This window comes from [Lactobacillus] rogosae, from assembly GCA_900112995.1.
GTDB classification, from domain to species: domain Bacteria; phylum Bacillota; class Clostridia; order Lachnospirales; family Lachnospiraceae; genus Lachnospira; species Lachnospira rogosae.
The window spans coordinates 45,001-71,965 of sequence record FONU01000011.1 but is presented as its reverse complement, the minus strand read 5'-3'; the positions used below and the strand labels follow the sequence as shown (position 1 = coordinate 71,965).

At 36.6% G+C, this 26,965-nt stretch carries 22 protein-coding genes; 5 read left to right on the top strand and 17 right to left on the bottom strand.

Annotated elements, in window-relative coordinates; translation table 11 throughout:
* Positions 1-38 precede the first annotated feature (38 nt).
* The 7 genes from guaB to BM157_RS05725 all read right to left on the bottom strand — a co-directional run bounded on the left by guaB (position 39) and on the right by BM157_RS05725 (position 8,778).
* Positions 39-1,499, bottom strand: a complete 1,461-nt coding sequence (gene guaB / locus BM157_RS05755; protein WP_022501564.1) for an IMP dehydrogenase — start codon at positions 1,497-1,499, stop codon at positions 39-41.
* 178 nt (positions 1,500-1,677) lie between these two features.
* Positions 1,678-2,190, bottom strand: coding sequence for a hypothetical protein (locus BM157_RS05750; protein ID WP_055176345.1), 513 nt, complete (start codon positions 2,188-2,190; stop codon positions 1,678-1,680).
* 30 nt (positions 2,191-2,220) lie between these two features.
* The gene (locus BM157_RS05745; protein WP_318255829.1) at positions 2,221-4,047 is read right to left on the bottom strand and encodes a toll/interleukin-1 receptor domain-containing protein; all 1,827 of its coding nucleotides are present in this window, start codon (positions 4,045-4,047) and stop codon (positions 2,221-2,223) included.
* Positions 4,048-4,154: 107 nt separating this feature from the next.
* The gene (locus tag BM157_RS05740; RefSeq protein ID WP_090140277.1) at positions 4,155-5,507 is read right to left on the bottom strand and encodes an MATE family efflux transporter; all 1,353 of its coding nucleotides are present in this window, start codon (positions 5,505-5,507) and stop codon (positions 4,155-4,157) included.
* 208 nt (positions 5,508-5,715) lie between these two features.
* On the bottom strand, positions 5,716-7,341 hold the full coding sequence (gene groL / locus BM157_RS05735; protein ID WP_022501568.1) for a chaperonin GroEL: 1,626 nt from the start codon (positions 7,339-7,341) through the stop codon (positions 5,716-5,718).
* 95 nt (positions 7,342-7,436) lie between these two features.
* Positions 7,437-7,724: a co-chaperone GroES gene (locus BM157_RS05730; RefSeq protein WP_022207095.1), complete on the bottom strand. Its 288-nt coding sequence runs from the start codon at positions 7,722-7,724 to the stop codon at positions 7,437-7,439.
* Between the two features lie 175 nt (positions 7,725-7,899).
* On the bottom strand, positions 7,900-8,778 hold the full coding sequence (locus tag BM157_RS05725; protein WP_055176353.1) for a DNA-3-methyladenine glycosylase family protein: 879 nt from the start codon (positions 8,776-8,778) through the stop codon (positions 7,900-7,902).
* 196 nt (positions 8,779-8,974) lie between these two features.
* On the opposite strand from BM157_RS05725, the gene BM157_RS05720 reads away from it, so the two are divergent.
* Positions 8,975-10,072, top strand: a complete 1,098-nt coding sequence (locus BM157_RS05720; RefSeq protein WP_090140275.1) for a transglutaminase domain-containing protein — start codon at positions 8,975-8,977, stop codon at positions 10,070-10,072.
* 253 nt (positions 10,073-10,325) lie between these two features.
* Here the strand turns inward: BM157_RS05720 and BM157_RS05715 are convergent, their stop codons facing one another.
* Complete coding sequence (locus tag BM157_RS05715; RefSeq protein WP_090140272.1) at positions 10,326-11,039, bottom strand: DUF6062 family protein; 714 nt, start codon at positions 11,037-11,039, stop codon at positions 10,326-10,328.
* A 424-nt stretch (positions 11,040-11,463) separates the two neighbouring features.
* Between BM157_RS05715 and BM157_RS05710 the strand changes: the two genes are divergently transcribed.
* The 3 genes from BM157_RS05710 to BM157_RS05700 are packed head-to-tail and all read left to right on the top strand — an operon-like array spanning position 11,464 to position 12,663.
* The gene (locus BM157_RS05710; RefSeq protein WP_242858646.1) at positions 11,464-11,607 is read left to right on the top strand and encodes a spore coat associated protein CotJA; all 144 of its coding nucleotides are present in this window, start codon (positions 11,464-11,466) and stop codon (positions 11,605-11,607) included.
* On the top strand, positions 11,604-12,041 hold the full coding sequence (locus BM157_RS05705) for a spore coat protein CotJB (protein ID WP_055306763.1): 438 nt from the start codon (positions 11,604-11,606) through the stop codon (positions 12,039-12,041). The genes BM157_RS05710 and BM157_RS05705 overlap by 4 nt, the downstream gene beginning before the upstream one ends.
* Before the next feature lies 1 nt (position 12,042).
* Complete coding sequence (locus BM157_RS05700) at positions 12,043-12,663, top strand: manganese catalase family protein (RefSeq protein ID WP_022501480.1); 621 nt, start codon at positions 12,043-12,045, stop codon at positions 12,661-12,663.
* Between the two features lie 290 nt (positions 12,664-12,953).
* Here BM157_RS05700 and BM157_RS05695 read toward each other — a convergent pair whose 3' ends face one another.
* The 3 genes from BM157_RS05695 to BM157_RS05685 all read right to left on the bottom strand — a co-directional run bounded on the left by BM157_RS05695 (position 12,954) and on the right by BM157_RS05685 (position 17,490).
* A complete protein-coding gene (locus BM157_RS05695) occupies positions 12,954-13,826 on the bottom strand; it encodes a methionyl aminopeptidase (RefSeq protein WP_022501481.1) in 873 nt (290 codons plus the stop codon).
* A 245-nt stretch (positions 13,827-14,071) separates the two neighbouring features.
* Positions 14,072-15,715: a putative manganese-dependent inorganic diphosphatase gene (locus tag BM157_RS05690; protein ID WP_022501482.1), complete on the bottom strand. Its 1,644-nt coding sequence runs from the start codon at positions 15,713-15,715 to the stop codon at positions 14,072-14,074.
* 365 nt (positions 15,716-16,080) lie between these two features.
* The gene (locus BM157_RS05685) at positions 16,081-17,490 is read right to left on the bottom strand and encodes a methyl-accepting chemotaxis protein (RefSeq protein ID WP_090140270.1); all 1,410 of its coding nucleotides are present in this window, start codon (positions 17,488-17,490) and stop codon (positions 16,081-16,083) included.
* Between the two features lie 234 nt (positions 17,491-17,724).
* Here BM157_RS05685 and BM157_RS05680 point away from each other — a divergent pair, with 234 nt between their 5' ends.
* Positions 17,725-18,684, top strand: a complete 960-nt coding sequence (locus BM157_RS05680) for an ABC transporter substrate-binding protein (RefSeq protein WP_443973445.1) — start codon at positions 17,725-17,727, stop codon at positions 18,682-18,684.
* A gap of 174 nt (positions 18,685-18,858) precedes the next feature.
* On the opposite strand, the gene BM157_RS05675 is transcribed toward BM157_RS05680, so the two are convergent.
* The 6 genes from BM157_RS05675 to BM157_RS05650 all read right to left on the bottom strand — a co-directional run bounded on the left by BM157_RS05675 (position 18,859) and on the right by BM157_RS05650 (position 26,955).
* Positions 18,859-21,210 (bottom strand): HAD-IC family P-type ATPase, encoded by a 2,352-nt coding sequence (locus BM157_RS05675; RefSeq protein ID WP_090140268.1) that lies wholly within the window; start codon positions 21,208-21,210, stop codon positions 18,859-18,861.
* The gene (locus tag BM157_RS05670; protein WP_022501486.1) at positions 21,203-22,072 is read right to left on the bottom strand and encodes a YhfC family glutamic-type intramembrane protease; all 870 of its coding nucleotides are present in this window, start codon (positions 22,070-22,072) and stop codon (positions 21,203-21,205) included. The genes BM157_RS05675 and BM157_RS05670 overlap by 8 nt, the downstream gene beginning before the upstream one ends.
* 180 nt (positions 22,073-22,252) lie before the next feature.
* Positions 22,253-22,450: a cold-shock protein gene (locus BM157_RS05665; protein WP_022501487.1), complete on the bottom strand. Its 198-nt coding sequence runs from the start codon at positions 22,448-22,450 to the stop codon at positions 22,253-22,255.
* A 93-nt stretch (positions 22,451-22,543) separates the two neighbouring features.
* Positions 22,544-24,529, bottom strand: a complete 1,986-nt coding sequence (locus BM157_RS05660; RefSeq protein WP_022501488.1) for an LTA synthase family protein — start codon at positions 24,527-24,529, stop codon at positions 22,544-22,546.
* Complete coding sequence (locus BM157_RS05655; RefSeq protein ID WP_172677792.1) at positions 24,522-25,247, bottom strand: DUF2225 domain-containing protein; 726 nt, start codon at positions 25,245-25,247, stop codon at positions 24,522-24,524. The genes BM157_RS05660 and BM157_RS05655 overlap by 8 nt, the downstream gene beginning before the upstream one ends.
* Before the next feature lie 34 nt (positions 25,248-25,281).
* Positions 25,282-26,955, bottom strand: coding sequence for a glutamine--tRNA ligase/YqeY domain fusion protein (locus BM157_RS05650; RefSeq protein WP_090140266.1), 1,674 nt, complete (start codon positions 26,953-26,955; stop codon positions 25,282-25,284).
* Between the last annotated feature and the right edge of the window lie 10 nt (positions 26,956-26,965).

Sequence of the window (26,965 nt, the reverse complement as noted above, 5' to 3'; positions counted from 1 at the left end):
ATCTATTATTCTAATCTGTTTATAATAACAGCTTTATATTAAGCGTTCTCTACTGAGTAGTTAGGGGCTTCCTTAGTGATATGAATATCGTGTGGATGACTCTCTCTTAATGCAGCAGATGACATCTTAATAAACTTACCTGTCTCCTGAAGCAATGGAATTGTAGGTGCTCCACAATAACCCATACCTGAACGAAGACCTCCCATAAGCTGGAATATTGTATCTTCAACAAGTCCCTTATATGCAACACGTCCTTCAACACCTTCTGGAACAAGCTTCTTAGCACCTGTCTGGAAGTATCTGTCCTTGCTTCCGTTCTCCATAGCAGCGATAGAACCCATACCTCTATATACTTTATACTTTCTTCCCTGGAATAACTCAAATGAACCAGGAGCTTCATCACAGCCTGCAAGAAGACTTCCGAGCATACATACACTACCACCGGCAGCAATAGCCTTAACAATATCACCTGAGAACTTGATACCACCATCAGCGATAACTGGAATACCGAACTTCTTAGCTTCTGCATAAGCATCCATAACTGCTGTTACCTGAGGTACACCAATACCAGCAACAACTCTTGTTGTACAGATAGAACCAGGTCCTATACCAACCTTAACTGCATCTACACCAGCTTCGCAAAGTGCCTTAGCAGCTGCACCTGTAGCAATGTTACCAGCGATTACCTGTAAATCAGGGAATGCTGACTTGATATTCTTTAATGTTGTAATAATATTCTTAGAGTGACCATGTGCTGAATCAATTACAATACAGTCAACACTTGCATCAACAAGAGCCTGAACTCTATCCATAACATTGGCTGTAATACCAACTGCAGCACCTGCAAGAAGTCTTCCCTGTGAATCATGTGCAGACGCAGGATACTTAATAGACTTCTCAATATCCTTTATTGTAATAAGCCCTCTTAACTTGAATTCATCATCAACGATTGGAAGCTTTTCTTTTCTTGCCTTGCCAAGGATCTTCTTAGCTTCTTCAAGAGTAATTCCAACTGGAGCTGTTACAAGATTCTCGCTTGTCATACATTCCTTAATTGGTCTTGAGAAATCTTCTTCAAATTTAAGATCTCTGTTAGTAATAATACCAACAAGCTTTCTATCATCATCTGTGATAGGAACACCAGAAATTCTGAACTTACCCATAAGTTCGTTAGCTTCCTGTAATGTATTATCTGGATGTAAGAAAAATGGATCTGTAATTACTCCATTCTCTGATCTTTTTACCTTATCAACTTCCTCTGCCTGCTGCTCAACTGACATATTCTTGTGGATAATACCTATACCACCCTGTCTTGCCATAGCGATTGCCATTCTATGTTCAGTAACTGTGTCCATACCTGCACTCATCAAAGGAATATTAAGCTTAATATTCTTTGTAAGATTAGTTGTTAAATCGATCATATTAGGTGTTACTTCTGAATACTGTGGAACTAATAACACATCGTCAAATGTAATGCCCTCACCAATAATTGTACCCATTTTCCTTTGTCCTCGCTTTCCTGTGAATAAAATAATTAAGTTATATGCGCATAATAACGCAATTCTTGGTACAAAAAAATCCGAATACTTAATTCGGACATTTCTGTGTGGAGAAATCTGATAAACGTTCTATCATATTCCTTTTGTTTATAATATTAGAATTGTATCAGAGCATTTTTTAAAAGTCAATAACTTTAAACACATCTTTTTCAACAACATTTTGTATGCTGTGAAGAATACGTTCATCAGGATATACAAATACCCTGACCAGTTCGTTATGTTCATTATAAGCATATATGACAACCGAATCGTGGTTGCTTGCACCAACTGAATAATCATAAGTCTTAACGTCCATATGGTTCATACGGAGTGCATCCTGCGAATCAGCTCTTGCCACAAGCTTTGCTCTTGAAAGTGTATACACACCACATCTTTTTCTTGCTGATTTTGCCATAATCCTATCAATCGTAAGCGTATCATCCACTATCGAATACTCAAGCTCTGCATTATAATACTGGAATACCAAAAATGTCATCACCGCAAATAATGCAAGCACAATTATTCCAAATGTTCTTGTCTGTGGTATGGTTGTAGCCGCCACAATACAACCTATTATAAGCAATGCCTTATAAACAACTGCTGTCTTAGGCGGTTTTACCTTTACTATCTGTTCTACTGCTACATCAAACATAAAACTACTCCTATCTTGTAATACTTCCAATTAATCAAAGTAATTAATTTTCTTCTTAGTGCCTGCAGCCGCCTTAACCTTTACATCTGGTATCTCATAGTCTTCTATATCAATTATATCCTTGCTTTCGTCGCACATTATAAGTAATTTAGCAATCATTTTAAGCTTTTCTTTCATTCCGAAGCTTCCACCAACACTATAAGCTGTACCATTTACTTCATATCTGTTCATTAATGAGAAATATACTGGTCTGTCTTCTTTAGCAACATCTGTATAATCTTTAACATCAATACATAATAAAGCATCTGCTGCTTCCTCTAACTTGTCTGGGTGCTTAGCTATAACAGAACTGCATATTGTTCCAAGCATATCTGTCTGGTTCTGCGCGTATTCATTACCATATACGCTGAATTTCACAAGTGCTCCACTTCCCTTGCCGCCAGCAGAAGAACCACCTCTGACCTTTACCGCTGGAAGTTCAACCTGTTCTGAGCTGAATATCTCTGGGCTTTCACCACATATATTAAGCAGAAGTGCCATTTTCTTTAACTTGTCTACTACTGAATATGATGTTCCAACGCATATATGGCTTCCATTAGCGAATTCAAAGAATTCACAACTTCTGAAATATGTAGGCATATCTGCCTTACGATTCTCAGAAAGACTATAATCAACATCAGATACGCAGTTCATCCCATTATACGAAGGAAGTTCGTCCACAATATCCTGATGTTTATTAAGAACGTGTGCAAAAAATGTAAGCATCATATCTGACTGATTAAGCTCATACTCCTTGCCATAAAGCGTAAATCTGATATCACCTGTACTTGTAGCCTGTCTTGTCCTGCTGTTATCAGTTGTGTTGATGTTGTCTGTTGATGTGGCAAGGTCATCTGTAGCAACGCTGTCTATTGCTGTGTTGTTTTCATCGCCAATAATATCATTGCTGTTTATTTCATCGCTATTTGTATCATTATTATTTGCCACATTGTTATTCTCTGTACTCTGAATATTATCAGAAGTTCTATTATTCTCAATGTCAGCTTCTGTAGTATTATTCTTAACGGCTGGTGCAGAAGCACTGCTCTGACTTGCTGTAGATGATGTAGTTGTGGCAGATGATGAAGCATTGATGTACTTTTCTTTAAGTTCCTCCAATACATCAATATTAATTTTGTCATTCTTATCATTAGTAAAATTGTTATACATTAACTGTGCACAATCACCAGCTGTTCCATATTTCTGAATACTATAGCTTGACTCTTTAAAAATATAACTAAGCATACTTATCGCAACTCTATGTGCTGTATTCAAACCATCTATAGTTGACCTGACATCTTTCTTTAACTTGCTCTTTACTGCAATATTATCTTCCATGACATCTTTAAGGACATTTACTTCCTCTGGAACCATCTTTATTGCCATACTCTGACTTTCTTTTGCAACTGTATTATTATACACTGCATCTTCCATTTTTTGTATTGTAGACATATTATCATCCAATGCAATATAAAAATTCTCAAGATACTTGCCTTTTTCCATCTTTAAATCCTCTGAACGTGTTACAAGCTGTTCTATAAGGCAGGCATAACTACGGAAATAGTTAAGACTAAGAAATGAAATCATAGCAACACAATCAACATCATATAAACGCTCCTTAATATTCTGTAACCAGTTCTTAGAAATATTCTCCTGAAGTTCTATATCTATATATACATTAATTCCACGTTTTCTAAGTTCATATACAAATTCATAAACCTTCTCTTTATCCTTACTTGCATAACTTACAAATACATAAGGTTCACCCTTTATCCATCCATCTTCAAGTTTCTTTTTAAGCTCATCAATATCAGCCATCACCATTCCTCCTGCGTGACAATTAAAATCCAATATGGAAGTATTATAACATACCCACTGACTTTTTTAAATAGAAACAACTATCCCTGGTATTTTTCACTAATGTTTTATCTTGTAATATTTCTTACCCAGATATACTTCTTATAATGTATATATACTGCCGGGAGCTTTACCAGCTCATCCAGGCTTATTATGATATATACAAGCCAGACTGGTGCATTGAATACAAATGCTGCTATAAAGCCAAGCGGAACCGCAAAGCACCACATTGCACCAATATTCCCCTTCATATCAAACTTTGCATCACCTCCGGCACAGAATATCCCATCCAGAACAGTTGTATTCACCGACTGCCCCATCAGATTAATGCCGAGGACTATCAGCATAAAGCCAAGATACCCCTTCGCTGTATCTGACATAGGGGCTGCACGCGATACAACCGGAGCTACAACGATAAGAAGCAGACCTGTTATTATCCCAATGGCTATTGACAGTCTTGTAATTCTTCCACCATATTTCCTGGCTTTATCAAGCTTACCTGCTCCTAGAAGATTACCTATAATAATTCCTGCCCCGGCACTAACACCCCTTATAACGCACTGCACCATGCTCTTTACTATACTGGCTATGGAATTCGCTGCAACAGCATCACTTCCCATATGTCCAAGTATAACTGAGTATAATACAAATGCAATGCCCCACACTAAGGAGGCACATAGCACAGGTGTTGTGTAATACCAGAAATCTCTTGTCAGTGCTTTATCTGTATGAATAATTCCTTTCCATTCCAAAGCGGCAATCCTGTCTTTGTTAACTACAATATATGCCCATACAAGCTCTATCACTCTCGATATTACAGTTGCATAAGCCGCTCCACGTATGCCAAGACGTGGCATACCAAACAAGCCAAATATAAGGACAGCATTGCAGACTATATTAACAGCAACTGCTGATGAGCTGATAACAGAGCTTTGAGCCGCCCTTCCTGTATTCTTAAGAAGAATCAGATATACCTGCGATACTGCACACAGCACATAAGATAAGGCTACCGCCCTGATATATAGTGTACCGCTTGCAATAAGCTCCGGTTCGTTAGTGAATATCCTTATAAGTCCCTCAGGTATGAGAAGCGCAAGAATAGTGAATATGCCGCCTGACAGCAGATTAGCATATAAAGCCACCGGCATGACCTTTTCAATAGCTTTTATGTCCTTCTTTCCCCAGTACTGTGAAATCATTATTCCTGAGCCTGCTGTTATCCCTGCTATAAACAGATTAAGCACAAACTGTATCTGTCCGGCAAGTGAAGCTGCAGACAACGAGGTCTGGTCCACAAATCCCAACATAACCGCATCTGTGGCACTTACAAGTGCCAACATAAACTGCTGTATTGCTATCGGAACAACCAGTTTAACCAGCTTTTCTGACAAATCATCATTCTTTCTTCTACTAAAAAACATAAACCAAGCTCTCCTGACATATATGAATCAGCTCAATCTGCTGCAATTCACTTAATAACCTTGATAGCATAACACATTCCTTTTATATTGCACAACAAAAAGCCCCCTTGTTTATGAATATAAAACATAAACAAAGGGACTTTTTTAATATAATGTAAGTGTTAAATTTATTTTATCAACTTGCTGATGTATAGCAAATTATTACTTATTACATCATTCCGCCCATACCGGCAGCTCCTGCTGGCATTGCTGGTGTATCTTCTTTGATATCAGCTACAACTGACTCTGTTGTAAGGAGTGTTGAAGCTACACTTGTAGCATTCTGTAATGCACTTCTTGTAACCTTAGCTGGGTCAAGAATACCAGCATCAATCATATTAACGTATTCATCATTAAGAGCATCGTAACCTGTTCCTACTTCTGACTCTCTTACTTTGTTGATGATAACTGCACCTTCAAGACCTGCATTGTGAGCAATGTGGTATAAAGGAGCTTCAAGTGCCTTAAGAATAATCTCTGCACCTGTCTTCTCATCACCACTGAGTGTAGCAGCAAGTTCAGCAACCTTCTTAGAAGCGTGGATATAAGCAGAACCACCACCTGAGATAACGCCTTCTTCTACAGCAGCTCTTGTTGCATTAAGGGCATCTTCCATACGAAGCTTAGCTTCCTTCATCTCTGTTTCTGTTGCAGCACCAACTCTGATAACAGCTACGCCGCCTGCAAGCTTAGCAAGTCTTTCCTGTAACTTTTCCTTATCAAAGTCAGATGTTGTTTCTTCAAGCTGTGCACGAATCTGTGCAACTCTTGCTTCGATATCTTCCTTAGCACCTTCGCCGTCAACGATAACTGTATTTTCTTTCTGAACCTTAACTGACTTAGCTCTACCAAGCATATCCATTGTTGTATCCTTAAGTTCAAGACCAAGTTCTTCTGAGATAACCTGACCACCTGTAAGAATAGCGATATCCTTAAGCATTTCCTTACGTCTGTCACCATATCCAGGTGCTTTGACAGCTACAACATTGAATGTACCTCTTAACTTATTAACGATAAGTGTCGTAAGAGCTTCACCTTCAACATCTTCTGCAATGATAAGAAGCTTAGCACCGCTCTGGACTATCTGTTCAAGAACTGGTAAGATTTCCTGAATATTAGAAATCTTCTTATCTGTGATAAGGATATATGGGTTATCAAGGTTAGCTTCCATCTTATCCATATCAGTTGCCATATATGCTGAAATATATCCTCTATCGAACTGCATACCTTCTACAAGATCAAGTTCTGTCTTCATTGTCTTAGATTCTTCGATTGTGATAACACCATCATTAGAGACCTTTTCCATAGCATCAGCTACCATCTGGCCTACTTCTTCATCACCAGCTGAGATAGATGCAACCTTCGCAATCTGGTCTTTTCCTGTAACCTTCTCGCTCATATGTGCAATAGCTTCAACTGCACAATCAGTAGCCTTCTTCATACCTTTTCTTAAGATGATTGGGTTAGCACCTGCTGCTAAGTTCTTCATACCTGCATTAACCATAGCCTGTGCAAGAACTGTAGCTGTTGTTGTACCATCACCTGCTACATCATTAGTCTTAGTAGCAACTTCCTTTACAAGCTGGGCACCCATATTCTCAAATGCATCTTCAAGTTCGATATCCTTAGCGATTGTAACACCATCGTTAGTGATAAGTGGTGCACCATATGATTTATCGAGAACTACGTTACGTCCCTTAGGTCCGATTGTAACCCTTACAGTATTAGCTAATTTATTAACACCCTCTTCAAGAGCTTTTCTTGCTTCAATTCCGTATTTAATTTCCTTTGCCATTGCTATTACCTCCATTATTATCTGTAATAAAAATATATCTGATATCAACTAACTATCACTTTTCATATATCCGCCAATAAACTGGCTGTATCTGATTAATCCTCGATTACCGCAAGAATATCATTCTGCTTTACAACGATGTATTCTTCATCATCAAGCTTAACTTCTGTTCCAGCATACTTAGAATATATTACCTTATCACCAGGCTTAACCTGCATTGTAACTTCCTTGCCATCAACAACCCCGCCAGGTCCAACTGCAACTACCTCTGCCTGAGATGGTTTCTCCTTTGCCTGTCCTGGTAATACGATACCTGACTTTGTAGTTTCTTCTGCAACTAATGCTTTAATTACAACTCTGTCTCCTAATGGTACTAATTTCATATATATCCTCCATTCCGCTGTCTGAAATGTATATGGCAGCAATTTGTTTTTTGCTTGTTAGCACTCATTTCAACCGAGTGCTAATTTCAATAAAATTAAGATAGCACCCGGCTAATAATTTGTCAACAGCTATTTCTAAATATATTAATGATTTAACATTTTGATTATACTTTTTTTATTTTTTATTCTTATTAGCGACACCCATCTTGACAGTCTTTCCATAATAGAAAAGATACTGCTGTGCATATCCGCCAAGCTCGCCAAATCTTTCCTTAGCAAATGCAGCTATAACATCTTTGGAAGTATCATTTCCGTCAAAATACAGATATTCCATTATTCTTTTTATCCACACATCAATAGGAAAGCTGTCCCTTTTACCCAATGCAAAAAGGCTTACACAGCTTGCGACCTTGTTGCCAACCCCTTTTATCTGACACATTTTCTCAATGCCCTGCTCACTATCCAGTGCAATAAGCTCATCATAACTAATCTTTCCCTCGCCGACACATTTTACGGCATCATATATGTAAGGTGCTCTAAAGCCTGTCTTTAATTCCTTCAAATCCTCTACTTCTGCTTTGGCTAACTTCCTTACATCAGGAAATGTATACATAGGTACACCTTTCACCTCACCCGCATAATCGCCATACTTTGCAGAAATATCTGCAACAATCTTCTTTATATGTGGTATCTGTTTGTTCTGCGATATAATAAATGAAATAAGTGTCTCAAAAAATTCCTGATTAAGAATTCTGACACCTGACATTGCCTCAATTGCTTCCTTAAGCTTATCATCTTTCTTTAGAAGCCTTTCCTTTATAAGACCATAATTCCTGTCTATATCAAAATAATTTCTCCACAAATCCATATACAGCTTCTCATCAGTATCATAAAATACAATTTCTTTTTCAGTCTGTATTATATGTAACATATGTCCAAATGCTGTAAGGACATAATCATTTTCATCAAGCTTATTAAAATGGAAGCACTGTCCACATTCAAGTGTTTCATTCAATTCAAAATCATCAGGTTTGTTAATAATATAATCGCTCATATTAATTCTCCTCCCTGTACAAAATAAAATGCACGGTATATTTATCATCAGACTGCCATAAATATCCATATATCTAGCAGTTGTGTATTATTTTATAATGTAATATAATTATAATATATAATGTAATAATACCAAATTACATTTAATTTAACAAAGTAATAAACCTAAATTATTATAGAAAGATTTATTAACATATATGAAAAATTTATATAAGCCTATCCATAAGCGTGTCTGCGTTATACTCACACTTGTGCTTTTATCTGTCGCATTGACAGGCTGTACAATTCCAATATCGTTTAATATGCCTTCCAATTCAGCTATGACAATACCTAAGACTGCATTTTCCCAGTCCGCAGATACAACTGAGGAGATTGTCCAGGCTATAATTGCAAGTATGGATAGTGATAATAATGTCTGCGAATTATTCATTACTGATGAGGAGTTAATTGATGCCAACAAATGGCTTTCATTAATTAACGGCATAGAACAGTTAAGATGTGAATACAGGCGCATTAAAAATGGTTTCAATGTGCGGATAACTTATGAATGTTGGGACAATTCTGCTATTATTAAAGCTTACAGAAGTGAGTCAACATATAATCTTAATGAACGCCAGCTTGTGCTTTATGACAAATATACCAAAATACTTGAAGAAATTATTTCGCCAAATCAATCTGATATAGAAAAGGAGATTGCCATACACGATTATCTCGTTGATAACATCAATTATGTTGATACCGGCGACTCTTCCTACAACGCCTACAGTGCATTAATCAACGGAATTGCTGTATGTAGCGGCTATACTGAATGTTTTAAGACATTGTTAGATATGCTTGGAATAGAAAATGCAACGATTTCAGGAGAGGCTGGCGGACAGCAGCACATATGGAATGTTGTCAACCTTGATAATCACTGGTATCACGTTGATGTAACGTGGGATGACCCTGTTGGCTCATCATCTGATTATATCGACCACTCATATTTTAATATCAGTGCTGACGATATGGCACTCGACCATACTTGGGACAGAAGCCGTTACTCCGCTTATGAAAAATGTGGTGCAAAATATTCCTACTGCAGATACAAAAAACTACCTTTAATAAGCAATGTCAACCAACTAAATAAACTCATATATTCAACAGTTAAAAATAAAACTGCACATATTGAATTCACTACAACTTATAATGCAGATCTTAAAGAGGCAATATCAAGAACCGGACAGCAGTTATCCTATTCTTATAAGAATATTGATCGTGTTAATTACACGTTATATTCTGTTACATTTACATATTAATTGATATATAAATGTAATAATTATTACATTTATATATCAACAAAAAGCTGATTATCTCCATTTTTATTAATGAGGGTAATCAGCTTTTATTAATATCAATTAATTTCTTAATATAATGTATATATCATACCATAAATCTTGTGCAGCTTTTCTGCACATATAAAGTTCCATAAGGAACTTTTAAGATGAGCACTTTTGTGCTCATTATACCATAATGAACTTATCTTCTTCCGAAAAATAACACATTATTATGTTATTGGATATTAACTCCAGTATCTTTTAATGTTGCTCTTACGAGTGAGTCTTTAGCATTTTTCCAGGGCTCATTGGCATATTTGTGATCAAATTTATTAATAAACCAGGCTACATCATCTCTTACTCTCTTCATATTATCTATATAAAGCTTAGTGATAAGCTCTGTGAATTCTGTATACTGTGCTCCCGAAAGCTTGTCGCTCGCCCTTTTCATCAAAAGTCCATAGTGGCTGGTACAAAAGCCTTTGCAGTTTTTAAGTTTCTCTACAAAATCTTTGTCGTGTTTATACATATAAAACACTGTATCTATGTATCTTTCAATGGTATCTTCTACCTTATCGCACACAAAGCATTTTCCTTCAAGCTCATCTATATAACTGCATACCTGTGCCTCTTTGCCTTTTTTTAGGAGTGTCTTTCCAGTGCCCTTATCATATCTATAACTTTCTATCTGCTTAATGACATAATCCATATGTGTCTTCATAACAAGTGCATAACCAAGTCTGTTATTCTGCTCGTATATCTTCTTAATATGACGGCTGCAAAATCCCATTTTATCTGTCTTTTCTCTTATGTCATCTTCCATATAGCTTGGACCCATGGCATACTCAACCGCATCATTCTCCAGCTTTTCAAACATTGAACAAATCGGACATTCACTATCCAACGCAAACGCATCATTAACTGGAACTGTATATATCTTTTCTTTCATAATTGGATATCCTTTTCTATTAATCTTGTAGTGGTATTTTAGCAAGAATGGGGAGAATATTCAATATTGTTGGGGAGATAATACTTTGGTGTGATTATTTAAAGTCTTTATGTGTTTAAGGGTATGCGGAATTATTTAGGTTACTTAAACCTAATTACCAAATCTACTTTTTATCTGATATCTACAATCAGTAGAAATTACTCCTATAGCATAGCCGCATACAATTAATGTATCTCTATCAATCTACAATTAGCCGAATTCTATTATATCCAGCTCTATTATCACTTTTGTTACCGTTAGGTTATGCAAATATTATATTTAATCTCATATTATATGTCAAATTCAATATAATTACATATAGTAGCATCAAGTCATTTTCCACATATAATACTAATAAGTTTAATATATGGAGTTTTTTTCGATTATGAAAATGCAGAATACGTGGGCGATTGCTATGTGTTATGTACCGTGGCAGAAATGGGGAGATTTGTATGACCCTTGCAAAGCCCTTAAATGTGGAACTTTATTTCCTGTATTATCCAAACCTTTTGCAGGAGGCAGAGTATGAATAATATGACTAACCAGCCATCTATGAACCAGAGGTCTTCCTGCAATTGCCAGCAGAATTGCAATAATGGCTATTCTAATAATAGCTGCAATAACAACCGCAATTACAATAACAATCTGTGCAACAGCGGCAATTCCAACAGTACCCTCACTCCAACCCGACAGTCCAGTTGTACTTTAACAGCCGACAAACGTGGGCTTATGCAGAATATTTATGAACTGGGATTTGTACTAACAGAAGTCAATCTCTACCTTGATACTCACCCCGATGACCTTGAAGCAATTGAATATTATGCACAGATTAAAGATAAATACTGCGATTATATGACACAGTACGCAGATTATTATGGACCTCTCGATAAATTACACATTTCCAACGACAATTACTGGATGTGGGTAGCAACTCCAATGCCTTGGGAAATGGAGGGCTGCTGATATGTGGAATTATGAAAAGCGACTTGAATACCCTATTAAAATAAAACAGACGAACCCTACTCTGGCGGCTATGATAATCAGTCAATATGGTGGACCGGACGGCGAGCTTGGTGCTTCTATGCGTTACATCTCGCAAAGATATTCTATGCCATACAGGGAAGTTGCCGGGCTGCTTACAGATATCGGCACTGAGGAGCTGGGGCATTTTGAAATGATTAGCACAATGGTTCACCAGCTCACAAGAAACCTTACAATGGAACAGATTAAAGGAACTCCTTTTGAAGCCTACTATGTAGACCATACATCAGCAGTGTGGCCTCAGGCGGCAGGTGGTATTCCATTTAATGCGTGCGAATTCCAGTCAAAGGGTGATTCTATAACAGATATCGTTGAAGATATGGCGGCAGAACAAAAGGCACGCACAACTTACGATAACCTTATAAGGCTTGCCAAAGATGACCCCGATGTTCTCGACCCGCTTAAATTCTTAAGAGAGCGTGAAATCGTCCACTTCCAACGTTTTGGTGAAGCCTTATCTATAATACAGAGCAAGCTTGACTGTAATAATTACTATCTATACAATCCTGAATTTGATAAAAACTGCAACTGTATCAAGAAATAATTATGCCAATATGAAATCATAGTCTATAGCATAAAATTGGACTGTCGCAATAAGAAAATATAACTATATAGATATACCGACTTAACTATCAATCTATATAATATATACATTTCTTAGTGCGGCAGCCCCTTTATTAATATATAAAGCTGTCTGGCAGGTGTACGCTCTCCTGTATCTTCCTTATATTTCCTGTCTATACAAGCTGCGTGTGAACCATACGAATTCTTCCACATCAGATAGCTTCTATATCCAATAATAATTTGTATCAAATAATAATTATATATTCTTAATTAGTATGTCATAACCTCATATCCATCATCAGTAACGTGAACCATTATTTCCCACTGTGCTGAATATGAATCATCTTCTGTGTATATTGTCCAGCCATTGTCATCATCAACATATACATCCGGGTAACCGGCATTAATCATTGGCTCAATAGTGAATACCATACCGGGTGCCATAACCATACCTGTTCCCTTCTTAATAACATAACTGACAAATGGTGTTTCGTGGAATTCAAGACCAATTCCGTGTCCTCCCACTTCACGAACCACTGAATATCCATTTTCCTTGGCGTGCTTGCTTATTGCATCTGCAACATCCCCCAGATGTCCCCAGGGCTTAACCTGTGCAAGTCCAAGCTCCACACATTCCTTTGCAACATCTACAAGCTTCTTATGCTCTGGTGCAACATTTCCTAAACAGAACATTCTTGAAGAATCTGAAAAATAGCCATTAAGAATTGTTGAGCAGTCAACATTTACGATATCACCATCTGCTAATACTATATTAGATGATGGAATACCGTGACATACTTCATTGTTAATAGATGTACACACACTCTTTGGAAATCCTTCATAATTAAGAGGTGCCGGAATTCCACCCATAGCTGTTGTCTTTTCATACACCATCTCATCAATTTCCTGTGTTGTCATACCCACTTTAATGTTCTCAGCTACATAATCAAGTACAGCAATATTAATCTTACTGCTCTCTCTCATACCCTGAAGCTGTTCTTCATTCTTTATAATGCTTCTTGGCGGAACTTTGTGGAATTTCTTTCTGTACATTTCAATTTTCTTATCAAAATCCATATGGCATTCACAATAAGGCTTTTTACTGCCACACCAGCAAGGGTCATTTCTCATTAACTTCTTCATTGTTGTTACTCCTCATTTCTGTGCATATATACACTTTATAATCTGTAATATTACTATATATACAATACCAATTTATAATACTGTTATACATATGCAATACCACATTATATCTGCATCAGCTATACCTGCAAATTACTAATTACTGCTATATATTTACATCAGCTATACCTGTGCATTACCACTATATATCTACATCAACTATACCTGCAAATTACTAATTACTGCTATATATCCTCACCTTCACATTATTGCTGTAATACCTCAACTATAGCTGGCAGGAACTGCTTTTTACGCGAAACAACACCAGGAAGTATTACATAATTGTTGGTTATCTCATCAAGGTTAAATGCCTGCATAAGCACCTGTTCAGCATTCTTACCTGATAACATAACATAAGATGTCTCTTTCATTACATCTGTCAGAAGAAGATATGCAATATTTATCTCATCTGACTTATCCGTAACACTTGTGATATAAGAAGCTTCTTTCTTAATAAGCCCCTCTATCTCTTCCTGACTCATACAATTTACTTGTCCAACACCTACAGTTATCTCTCCAATTGAGAACTTCTTGTAATCCCTATAGAATATCTCTTCTTCTGATTTGTCGGAAAGATTACTTCCTGCCCTGAACATTTCCCTGCCGTATTCTTCTATATCAATACCAGCTATATCAGCTAATACCTGACAGGCATCAACATCATAGTGTGTGCAGGTTGGTGATTTTAATATAAGCGTATCTGATATTATTGCCGAACATAACAGTGCGGCTGTCGTCTTATCAATATCTATATTATGCTCACAGTACATCTGATATATTATTGTTGCAGTACAGCCAAGCGGCTGATTTCTGAAAAATACAGGTGTTATCGTCTGTATGCAGCCAAGTCTGTGATGATCTATTATCTCTAATATATCAGTATCCTCAATACCAAATACAGCCTGATTTTTTTCATTATGGTCTACAAGAATTATCTTCTTCTTATCGGTCTTAATAATATTTCTTCTTGAAATCATACCGACATATCTGCCTGTATCGTCCTCAATTGGGAAATCCCTGTAACGCTTCTTAGCCATTATATCCTGTATATCTTCAATAAAATCGTTTAGCTTGAACTTAATAAGTGCTTCCTGCTTCATAAAGAAACTTACAGGAATGGCCTGATTAATAAGTCTTGCAACTGTATATGTATCATACGCTGTCGATATTATAACACAATTATGCTGTGCAGCTATCTTGGTTATTGTGCTTGATACCTTTGCACCCTCACATATTATAAGACATCCCGCCTCCATCTCAATAGCACATAATTGTGACTCATATCTATTGCCAAGAATTACAAAATCACCCTCTTCAATCATATTTTCCATCATATCAGGATTGGCGGCAGCAATAATCATCTTCCCCTTATTAAAATGCTTATCTATATCACCAGTTATAACTTCGCCCTTAAGGGTATCCACGATATTACTGAGACTTGTGCCTGAAACAGATAATATATCACTGTCATACATTTCAAAATATGACTTAGCAACATCACTGATTGTAACAAGTCCTTTCAGCTTATCATCTTCAATGATAGGAAGTGTCTCAACACCTCTTTCTTTCATTAATTTCCACGCATTTCTTACTGAAAGATCTTCCGATATTCCACTTATCTTCCTGACATCAATATCTCTTACCTGAGGTCTAACATCTTTAATATATGCAGGAGGTTTTACACCACATTTTTCAAGAACATACTGAGTTTCTTCGTTAAGATGTCCTGCTCTTTTAGGAATATAATCCTCACTTCCAGTAATCAGATTTTTCAGTCTGGAATAGCATATTGCTGAGCACACCGAATCTGTATCCGGGTTCTTATGTCCTATTACATATACCTCTCTCATAACAATCTCCATTCTTACGCAATTTAATACAACATTGCTGTATTGCGAAGGGACAACAGGCATTCTTAATGCATACCTGCTTGTCATAGTAATCACGAATATATCATTATTTATTCATAACTTATATTATGAACTCTTATTATTAAAAAGTCCAGTATATAGATGATTGAGTTTTATTATTAAAATCCATTATATATGTGGTTAAATTTTGTTAATTAAATCCCATATATAAATAGTATATAAATAATTAAATTTTATAAATAAAAAAAGCTGGAATTCTACAAGCTTATATCCTTAAGGCATATCCTGCATTAAAGACAGCTATGTAAATTCCAGCTTATCTTATAATCTGTGATTATATTTAACTAATTCCTGAAGATAACTATCTTAGTCTCATCTGTATATCCAATTGTTCTCATATAGCTCCTCATCTCACCGATAGCCTTCTTGAATTCTCCATAAGCTTCACGGCACTTTTCAAATGCCGCAATAGCTGCAGCATCATCTCCCTTATCCTTAGCCATCCAAGAATCACAAGCATACTTGTGAACAAGTCTATGTGCAGAATCAAGCTTCTTGAATTCCTGACTTCCTGTAATCTTAGGATCTGTCTGTGCATGCATCCACTTACCAAGCTTACAACTGTCTGGATTGTTAAGCTGTGTAATCTTTAATCTCTCGAAATCTGCGACATTGTTATACACTCTCCACATAACGATAAAGTGGTCAACCTCGAATATTTTTAACATATCCTGAGTTGTTACTTTACCAGCTTCCCTGAACATATCGCTTCGGCAGGTATCTATGTATCTTCCTATCTTGAATATATGGGTACCAGTCTCTGTACATTCCTTAGTCAGCATTCCGTAAGAATCTGCTATTGTCTGTACCTGATTAGTAAATTCTGTTGTTGTCTCTGACTGTCTGTCAATGTCATTGAAAATGCTTTCTACAGAAGCATTGATTGCTACCATCTGTTCATTCATTCGCTCAATATCTCTTAATGATATCTCTACCTTTTCATTACCTTCTGATAACTTGACCGTTGTCTCATTCATTGAATTAGCAAGCACTTCAATATCCTGCTTAAGTTCATTGACATATTTAACAATATCTTCTGCCGACTCAGATGTATTACTTGAAAGTTGTCTTACCTGATCAGCAACTACTGCAAAGCCCTTTCCTGCTTCACCTGCTCTTGCAGCCTCAATTGAAGCGTTAAGTGCAAGAAGATTGCTCTGGCTTGCTACCTTCTTAACGATATCAACAATCTCGCCGATCTTATTAATCTTCTCGTGGAATGCATTAACCTGATTGTTAATATCCGCTATCTTCTGTGATGATTCATTAACCACTGTTATACTGTCGTTCATATTAGCAGCACTACTCTGTGACACCTGTAACATATCGTGGGTATTATCACGAATCTCACCCATTGCGTCTGAAATATTACCAATTGACTCCTTAAGTATCTGGCTTGAAGAATTCATATCTGTTATAGACTGCTGTTGTGTATACACCTGATCAAGCATATTCTTAACATATGAATTATCTCCTATAGACTGCATTGCCTCATTAAGTCTCATAATATAATTATTATTAGCTTTCTTATATGCGCCAATCATCTGGTTAAGCTTTTCTGCATATATAGGATCTCTAAAACCTTCAGCAGAGACCTCACTGAAATCGCCGGCTATAATCTTATCCATAGCCTGCAATAATAATTCTCTGTCATTGCCTAATGTGTCTTGTGCTGTTCTATTTTTTCCAAACATAACAAAACGACCTCCATTCATTGCTACTTTTTTATAGTTTATTTTAACATATTTAATATATTTAGCCAACTAAATAATTAGCTTTTTTAACATTTTTCACAGATTTAATCACATATATTAATTCATCTGAATAATATAATTATTGAACAGATAAAAATGTGTTTTATACATTTAGAATGGAGGATTTTATTGAAGACAATCAAACGTGTCATTGCTATGCTGTTATGTGTAATGATGATAATGAGTGCATTTGCGTGCAGAAAAGATACCGATAATTCTACAGTTAAGATTACACTCAGCGAGGTTGCCCATTCTATATTCTACGCACCACAATATGTATCTATTGAGCTTGGATATTTTGAAGATGAGAGCATTGACCTTAATCTTGTCACAGGCTTTGGTGCTGATAAGGTAATGACCGCTCTTGTATCAAAAGAAGCTGATATCGGTTTTATGGGTTCAGAAAGTTCTATATATGTATATCAGGAAGGTTCTACTGACTACGCTGTCAACTTCGCCCAGCTTACCCAACGTGCAGGCAATTTTCTTGTATCCCGCGATAATGAAACTGATTTTAAATGGGATAATCTTAAAGGCAGGACAGTTCTTGGTGGCAGAGCCGGTGGTATGCCTCAGATGCTTTTCGAATATATCCTTAAGAAAAATGGAATATCTCCTGTAGATGACCTCACAATACTTCAAAATGTTGACTTTGGTTCTACAGCAGCCGCTTTCACATCAGGAATAGCTGATTACACTGTAGAATTTGAGCCTTCTGCAACGCTCCTTGAACAGCAGAAGGAAGGCTATGTAGTAGCTTCTCTTGGTACTGACAGCGGATATGTTCCTTATACTGCCTACTGTGCTAACAAAAGCTTTATTGAAAAACACCCTGATGTAATCCAAGGCTTTACTAACGCTATCCAGAAAGGCCTTGACTACGTCAATTCCCACACCAGCAGTGAAATCGCAGAAGTTATCGCTCCACAGTTTCCTGAAACCGACCTTGATACTATAACAACCATTGTTGACCGTTACAAGACGCAGGATACATGGAAGGGCGACACTATCTTTGAAAAGAAAAGCTTTGAGCTTCTTAAAGACATATTAAAGCAGTCTGGCGAGCTTGGCAGTGATGTGCCTTATGAAAAGCTTGTAACAACTGACTATTCTAAAAAGGCGGCCGGAAAATAAATCTGCCTTTTAAAATTAAAAATGTATGGATTATAATCCAGCCACAGCGGCATAATCCATACATTTTATACATTGTATATCTTTTGCATATTATATATCTTTGCATATTATATACATTTTATATATTCAATCCGATACAACCAAGAGCTCCACCAATCTTTATAAATCTTGCAGCTACCCCTTAAGAAGCTTTCTAAATCTTCTGCTATGACCTTCAATATATTCTATTACTGTGCCTACAATCCTGCACATCAGTACAAACAGTCCAACTGCAACAACTGCATACACAATAATCATATTAAGCATTACCATATTGATAGCTGCGATTGCAAATATCTTCTTAAAGAATAATAGACATATTGCAATTCCAACCCCCATCGCAATACATACCAATGCCCTCAGCCAGTCAAATGGCCTGCATATTCTTATAAGTGACATCATTCCGATTATAAGAAGTACTATTATTGCAACTGTTGATATCTGCTCATTGCTCATTCCAATAACTGCACCATGTATCGATATCACCGCCAACATAATAAAATCAGTTATTCCTGCGGGCAGTGCCTTTATAATGACATTCGTAAGGAAATCCCCACGTATTATATTCTTATTAGGCTGTAATGCCAGAAAGAATGCCGGTGTTCCAATTGTAAATGCTCCAAGCAGTGACAATTGAGTTGGATAAAGCGGATAAAGGTTAGCCGCTATAAGTGTAAATATTGTCGTTAATATCGAGAATATATTTTTAACAAGAAACAGAGAAGCTGACCTCTGTATATTATTAACCACACGCCTGCCCTCAAGCACAACCTGAGGCATTTTGGAAAAATCTGAGTCTAAAAGAACTACCTGTGCCGCATTGCTTGCTGCCTCGCTTCCCGATGCCATAGCCACACTACAGTCAGCACATTTTAACGCTAGCACATCATTAACTCCATCTCCTGTCATAGCTACAACCTTGCCGCTTTCTTTATAGGCTTCTATAATCTCCTTCTTCTGGCTTGGAACAACTCTTCCAAATACAGTATACTTAGTTATCGCTTCCCTTATATCCTGTCTGCTCTTAAGTGTCGTTGCATCTATATAATTCTCTGCATTGTTAATTCCTGCCCTCACAGCCACCTTTGAAGCTGTGACCGGATTATCTCCGGATATAACAACTATATCCACACCTTGCGAAGCAAAGTATCCAAATGTTTCTTTGGCTGTATCCCTTATCTCATTCTCCAATATTATAAAAGCATAAGGATTAACCGCTTCTTCTATAATATTACCGCAAGGGTCACCCACACACTCGCCAAATACAAGTATTCTTTCTCCGTGTCCTGAATATCTTTCAAATATATCCTCATATTCTGCATATGTATCAAGCAGTACATATTCAGGTGCACCGAATATATAACATCTGCCATCTAATACTGCTCCGCTGTATTTGTTCTGTGAAGAAAATGAGTATACTCTCTCTGCACTATTATCCCTGCCCGTAATATGGTAATAATTCTTTATCGCTTTCATCGTTTCATTATCATCATCCATATTGCCGGCAACTCCTGCAATAAGCTTTCCTACATTGTCCTTTAAAAATACGACATCACTTACAGACATATCCGGTCTTGTAATTGTACCTGTCTTATCAACGCACAACACATTAACCCTTGCAAGTGTCTCCACACAATTCATCTCATGTACTAATACATTGCTCCTGGCTAGCTTCTTGACACTGACTACTAAAGCCACGCTGGCAAGCAGATACAGACCTTCCGGAATCATTCCTACCAGTGAGGCAACCATAGATACAACACTATTCTTTATAGTATGCCCAAGAAAGAAATGGCTCTGCAAATACATAATAATTCCAAGTGGAACTATTACAACTCCAATTATTTTTACAAGATTATCCAAAGATTTCATCATATCGGTCTTTTTTTTCTTACGCCCTGCCTTGGCTTCCAATGCCAGTCTTGCCGCATACGCCTTATGGCCTACTTGCGTAAGAACTGCCTTACATTCTCCTGATACAATATAACTTCCTGATAATAATATGTCTCCTTTATTTTTAATAACTTCGTCAGATTCACCTGTTACCATCGCCTCATTAACTCTGACACAGCCCTCTGCAAGTATGGCATCGGCACTGAGCTGGTTGCCTGCTGTGAATATACATACATCGCCTTTAACAAGTGTAACTGAATCAACCTCTGATACAGCACTGTCCCTTATAACCTTAGTTCTAGGGGCATTAACAACAGTAAGCCTGTCTAATACTATCTTGGCTTTTATTTCCTGTACTATACCAAGTATAGTATTAAGCAATATAATAGGCAAAAAGGTCATATTAATATATGACCTTACAAGAATTAAAAGTGCTGCAAATACCGCAAATACAAAGTTAAAATATGTAAATACATTTCCTGCGATTATCTGTCCTATTGTCTTAGACTGATTGCCTACAGGAATATTATCTAAACCCTGCTCTTTTAATTTATTTACCTCTTCTGTTGTTAAACCAGTTACTATATCAGTCATTAGCGTAATTCATCTCCCTGACAACAACCTTGAACACATATGCTATTGCCGCAATATCTATAACCATCTTAATAACAAAGCAGACTATTATTGATACTGGCGAACTGTAATCAAATATCTGGAATGATATATAACTTGCAAACTGTATTATTGCAACATAACAGCCTGTCATATAAGAAGCCACACCCTTAACATATGCCTGTATAGCAGCACTGAGTGCTATAGAAAGAATAACATCAAGTGTGAAGGCTATTCCCATTAATAACCACAAATATGATGGTGCATTAACAAGATTACCAAGTGTCTGGTAAAATGTTTCTGTATCATTCTGTGTAAGTCCTGCCATCATTGCATCAATCCCCTCATTGTTAATAGCTGTGGCTATTGACATTGTAGATATGACTGTAAGTCCATATAGAACTCCATCACCTAAAGCAAGACCTATACCTGATAAATATATATCGCCTTTTCTTTCAAATCTCCCATTCATAAACCTGCACAATACATATCTTGCAAATGTCATTGCAACAGCCGCAAGAATTGAATATACAACTGTATATGCTGTACTGTTATTAGTAAATGCTTCATCTATTGATGGGATAAGTGCAAGTGCTGACATAATCAGGTTACAGCATATAAATACAAATATTGAGTATGCAAATGCACCAGCCAGCACATTAACAAAACGTCCATTCCACCTTTTAATGACAACTATAGTAAGCACTATAAATGCCGATAATAAAAGAATTCCGCCTGCTGACAGCATATTCTCTGCTCCTGCAGGTATTCCATTTTCTAAACTGATACCATATTCTTCCACAATAATTCCTCCGTAATATTTATCTGTTATTAATTCTAACATACAATGCACTTCTTATACAATTAACTATATATAAAAAAAATTATAATAATCATCTCCACTATATACAAAAGAGCAGCCACCCAGAAGCGACTGCTCTTTAATAATCTTAATTGTATAACAATATATCTTTTCAAAAATCTATATATAAATCAGGAAAAGGCACACTGCAAACCATTCGGATTATAATTTTGTTACGTTGACAGCCTGAGGACCCTTAGCACCTTCTGTTACATCAAACTCAACAGCAGCACCTTCCTCTAAAGACTTGAAACCTTCCATATTAAGTCCTGAATAATGAACAAAAACATCCTTTCCAGACTCATCACTTATAAAGCCGTAACCCTTCTGGTTATTGAACCACTTTACTGTACCTTTCATTTCAAGTACCTCCAAATTTAATATGTGGTGATTACACCTTTTTCATATTAACATTTTCAATTGTTAGTGTCAATTTATTTATTATAATTCTAATTAATTTGGCACAATATATGTGGTTCTTCCAAGCTCTATCTTATCATTGCCTCTCTGGGCTATTGCTATTTCATCTCCTGATTTGATACTGCGTTTAGGTACTCTTATCATTGTACTACTTATAAGCTCTGCATTTTCCTGCTCTTTATTATTAATGTATACAGTGCTGAAATCATTGAAATTCTTACCGCTTATACATACATAATCCTTATAATCATACACTTCATCTATTGTAATATCGTCAATTCCCATTTTTAAATCTGTGGCTACATAAGGAACTTTTCCGTCATATATCTGTTTATCACCATACAATATATCGTATTCAAGTACCTTTAACTTCTTAAGGTAATCAGCATCATTATGCTTTGCCTGATGGAACTTCATAATATAACCTTCTGATATTCCAAGCCTGTCAAATACTGCAGCTGATAGCTGATATGCCTGAAGATCAATATCTTTCTTCTCTAAACCATAATTAGACCATATAAAATACTCTGTCTGGTATATATCACCATTCTCCATAGTATCATTAGTGAAATTAAATGTTGGAAGATGATCGCCATACATAACAAGTACGGTTTCTTCATTTCTTCTGGATAACATATTAGTAAGTTCACCTATAAATGTATCCATCTCGTGAATCTGGTTAACATAATACTCGAACTGTACCTGTTCCTCTTCATCAAAAAATCCTGAAACTGTTATTCCTGGAATAAAGCCCTCTGGCATTGTCGTTGGATAATCTCCATGTCCCTGAACTGATATAGTAAATATATAATCTGCTCCTTCTGTTGAGTCAAGAGCCTTCTTTATCTGTGCTGTAAGCATTTTATCCTTAGCCCAGCCAAGTGGCGTCTTCTGATAATCACTATCCATATATTCAATAGATGTAAAAGTATCATATCCAAGATGTGAGAATACCTTATATCTGTCATAAAATGTTGCATCATTATTATGGATTGCGTGTGTTGAATAGCCAAGCTTTCTTAAATCATAAGCGGCTGACTCACACGTCTTTGACTGCATAACTGTCCTGTAAGGATATTCACCTGGTCCAAAATCATCAAGGTTAACACCTGTCTGAACCTCAAATTCAGTATTAGCCGTACCTGCACCAAAGCAAGGCACTGACAGATATCCTGACGAATATTCTTTCATTATCCTGTCAAGATTAGGTGTTGGATTACTTGAAAATGTAACACCCTTTACAAGCTTAGGGTCAAAAAATGATTCAAGCTGTACAAATATTATATTAGGTGAAGTCTCTGATGCGTCAGGTACATTTTCATCAAGCTCATCTTTTATTCCATCAATATATTCTTCTGAATATTCCTTGGACTTGCTTATTCCACGGTCTTTAATACTGCTTGTAAAGCAATACACAAATCCATACTGCTTATATGCCTGTGCAAGATTGCCAAAATGTGTCTGTACATATCCATTAATTATAAGACTTGCCGCAACCGCATATGTAAGCAGGAATATCACTGCAAACTTAAAGCCTGAATGTAATAACTGCTTATATAATGGCAGTTCCTGTGTATACACCTTTGTTCTTTTAAACAACATTACAAGCCCCGATATAACTGCGATTATCCCGACTACTATAAGTATCATCTGGAATACATTAATATACAGCGGTATGACCTTTATGGCATCACTTATAAGATATATATCCATCGCTGTAAATGGTGTCTTTCGTGAATACAACACTACAAAGTTAATAAATGCTAATATAATCCACAATACAGCCATAAGCACATATACAAATATTCTTCTCTTAAAGAACAACCCTATTGATAATGTAGTCATTATTATCAAGGTGTTCATAAGAAAGATAACAGGACTTGTGAATATCTTCAAAAGTCCTGTTAATCCTCTGTTATTAAGACATTCAATCACTGCATTTAGTGCAATTGAATACATGAATATATGAAATGTCTCATATGACCATAGCTTTTGAAACACTGTCTTAATTCTATTCATTTGCTTTAATCTGTCCTAACAATCCCCTTGCCTTCTCCTTAAGACCTGCCTGTGCAGACCTGGATGTTACTATTGATGAGGCAAACTGCTTTGCTGTACCATAATCTTTGCATTTTATGCCAAGGCTGGCGAGCAGATAATTAATTGTATTCTCATCCATACCACATATAGGAGGGTATTGTGTCTGAACTGCCTCCTTAAATCCTTTATAGGCATCCTGAATATACTCCTGCTGGGATTTCAGGTGTTGGTTAATTATTTCTTCACTGGCATTCTGGCTTCTAAGTTCTTCAATCCTGCCATCATAAAGCCACGCTAATCTTAAACAAAGATACGCACTTTCACTTATCTTAGTACCTGTTATCATCTCCGTAAGAAGTGCCATTTTACAACGTCTTATCGCTACATCATAAGAATAGCTGTCCTCTTCCTTCCATGTAACCTTGAATTTACCTTCAATATTATCTCTGATTAGCTGCCTCTGTTTAGGTGTCAGCTTTCCATAAGTTCTCGGAACTGCCGCATAGCCACAATGAGGACACATAATAATATCATACTTCGTACTATCTATTCCTGTATACAATGGCTTAAGTATGTCGTTAGTTCCTGTATATCTGGCTTTGCCAGTTCTTACCTGCTTAGTAGTAAACTCTTTGTTACATACATTGCATTTCATCGTCTTATCAAATATATAAGACTTTTCATCTTTGATTTCCATATCATTACCCATACTGCCATTATAATGGCATTAATTACTTCTGAAGTTTAAATGAGCTTTTCAATGAAACTATTCTATTGAACACCAATACATTCCCCTTTGAATCCTTGTTGTCAACGCAGAAATATCCATTTCTTACAAACTGGAATCTGTCCTCTGGCCTGGCTTTAGCAAGCTCTGGCTCTAATACACAGTTCTTAAGAATTGTAAGTGAATTAGGATTAATGTTCATAGAACCATCTTCATTGTATACACCCTTTTCTTCGTCTACAATATTATCATACAATCTTACCTCAGCATTTATTCCCCTTGATGCTGATACCCAGTGTATAGTTCCTTTAACTTTTCTTCCAGCAAAATTGCCGCCCTTTGTCTCTGGATCGTAAGTACAATGAATACAATTAATATTGCCATTCTCATCTTTATCAACGCCTGTGCATGTTACATAATAAGCATTCATAAGTCTTACTTCATTGCCTGGGAACATTCTGAAATACTTCTTTGGAGGTTCTTCCATAAAATCTTCCCTTTCAATGTATAATTCTTTAGTAAATGGTACTTTTCTTGTTCCCATTTCTGGATTTTCCTGATTATTGGCAACGTCCATATATTCAACCTGATCTTCTGGATAATTGTCAATAACAAGTTTAACAGGATCAAGAATAGCCATCATTCTCTTAACCTTAAGCTTTAAGTCTTCTCTTATGCAGTATTCAAGCATAGGATATTCAACTGAACCCTGTGCCTTAGTAACACCTACAAGATCCACGAACATCTTTATAGATTCTGGTGTAAAACCTCTTCTTCTTAAAGCAGCTATAGATACAAGCCTTGGGTCGTCCCAGCCATCTACAACACCATCTTCTACAAGCTTCTTAATATATCTTTTACCTGTTACTACATTAGTAAGATATAACTTGGCAAACTCAATCTGCTTAGGATTTTCCTCTGGTGATGTCTTATATCCTGTCTCAATAATAACCCAGTCATATAATGGTCTGTGGTCTTCAAACTCAAGTGTACATATAGAGTGTGTTATTCCCTCAACAGCATCCTCAATAGGATGTGCAAAGTCATACATAGGATATATGCACCACTCATCACCTGTTCTGTGGTGTGTCATATGCGCAACCCTGTATATAATAGGATCTCTCATATTGATATTAGGAGAAGCCATATCAATCTTAGCTCTTAATACTTTCTCTCCGTCTTCATACTTACCTTCCTTCATCTCTTCAAAAAGCTTGAGATTTTCCTCTACAGAACGCTCTCTGTAAGGACTTTCCTTGCCCGGCTCTGTAAGTGTTCCTCTATACTGTCTTATCTCCTCTGCTGAAAGGTCATCTACATAAGCCTTTCCCTTCTTGATAAGTCTGATAGCAGCTTCATACATCTGTGGAAAATAATTAGATGCAAAAAGAACATCTCCATTCCATTTAGCACCAAGCCATTCAACATCCTTCTTAATAGAGTCTACGAACTCAACCTTTTCCTTTGTTGGGTTAGTATCATCAAATCTCATATTAAACTGACCATTATATTCCTTGGCCAGTCCATAATTAAGTAATATTGATTTGGCATGTCCTATATGAAGATATCCATTAGGTTCTGGTGGGAATCTTGTGACTACCTTCTGGCAATGTCCCTCCTCAATATCCTTATCAATAATCTGTTCAATAAAATTCTTTGAAACAGTCTCGTTATCCATTAGTAAGTTC

Excerpts from the sequence above, each read along its gene's own strand:
- BM157_RS05745 (WP_318255829.1), bottom strand. The coding sequence starts at position 4,047 with ATGGCTGATATTGATGAGCTTAAAAAGAAACTTGAAGATGGATGGATA.
- BM157_RS05740 (WP_090140277.1), bottom strand. The coding sequence starts at position 5,507 with ATGTTTTTTAGTAGAAGAAAGAATGATGATTTGTCAGAAAAGCTGGTT.
- BM157_RS05665 (WP_022501487.1), bottom strand. The coding sequence starts at position 22,450 with ATGAAAGGTACAGTAAAGTGGTTCAATAACCAGAAGGGTTACGGCTTT.
- BM157_RS05690 (WP_022501482.1), bottom strand. The coding sequence starts at position 15,715 with ATGAGAGAGGTATATGTAATAGGACATAAGAACCCGGATACAGATTCG.
- BM157_RS05650 (WP_090140266.1), bottom strand. The coding sequence starts at position 26,955 with ATGGATAACGAGACTGTTTCAAAGAATTTTATTGAACAGATTATTGAT.
- guaB (WP_022501564.1), bottom strand. The coding sequence starts at position 1,499 with ATGGGTACAATTATTGGTGAGGGCATTACATTTGACGATGTGTTATTA.
- BM157_RS05695 (WP_022501481.1), bottom strand. The coding sequence starts at position 13,826 with ATGAAGAAGTTAATGAGAAATGACCCTTGCTGGTGTGGCAGTAAAAAG.
- BM157_RS05685 (WP_090140270.1), bottom strand. The coding sequence starts at position 17,490 with ATGTTTGGAAAAAATAGAACAGCACAAGACACATTAGGCAATGACAGA.
- BM157_RS05720 (WP_090140275.1), top strand. The coding sequence starts at position 8,975 with ATGAAAAATTTATATAAGCCTATCCATAAGCGTGTCTGCGTTATACTC.
- BM157_RS05710 (WP_242858646.1), top strand. The coding sequence starts at position 11,464 with ATGAAAATGCAGAATACGTGGGCGATTGCTATGTGTTATGTACCGTGG.
- BM157_RS05715 (WP_090140272.1), bottom strand. The coding sequence starts at position 11,039 with ATGAAAGAAAAGATATATACAGTTCCAGTTAATGATGCGTTTGCGTTG.
- BM157_RS05750 (WP_055176345.1), bottom strand. The coding sequence starts at position 2,190 with ATGTTTGATGTAGCAGTAGAACAGATAGTAAAGGTAAAACCGCCTAAG.
- BM157_RS05655 (WP_172677792.1), bottom strand. The coding sequence starts at position 25,247 with ATGGAAATCAAAGATGAAAAGTCTTATATATTTGATAAGACGATGAAA.
- BM157_RS05680 (WP_443973445.1), top strand. The coding sequence starts at position 17,725 with ATGATAATGAGTGCATTTGCGTGCAGAAAAGATACCGATAATTCTACA.
- BM157_RS05705 (WP_055306763.1), top strand. The coding sequence starts at position 11,604 with ATGAATAATATGACTAACCAGCCATCTATGAACCAGAGGTCTTCCTGC.
- groL (WP_022501568.1), bottom strand. The coding sequence starts at position 7,341 with ATGGCAAAGGAAATTAAATACGGAATTGAAGCAAGAAAAGCTCTTGAA.
- BM157_RS05725 (WP_055176353.1), bottom strand. The coding sequence starts at position 8,778 with ATGAGCGATTATATTATTAACAAACCTGATGATTTTGAATTGAATGAA.
- BM157_RS05675 (WP_090140268.1), bottom strand. The coding sequence starts at position 21,210 with ATGACTGATATAGTAACTGGTTTAACAACAGAAGAGGTAAATAAATTA.
- BM157_RS05670 (WP_022501486.1), bottom strand. The coding sequence starts at position 22,072 with ATGTTAGAATTAATAACAGATAAATATTACGGAGGAATTATTGTGGAA.
- BM157_RS05660 (WP_022501488.1), bottom strand. The coding sequence starts at position 24,529 with ATGAATAGAATTAAGACAGTGTTTCAAAAGCTATGGTCATATGAGACA.
- BM157_RS05700 (WP_022501480.1), top strand. The coding sequence starts at position 12,043 with ATGTGGAATTATGAAAAGCGACTTGAATACCCTATTAAAATAAAACAG.
- BM157_RS05730 (WP_022207095.1), bottom strand. The coding sequence starts at position 7,724 with ATGAAATTAGTACCATTAGGAGACAGAGTTGTAATTAAAGCATTAGTT.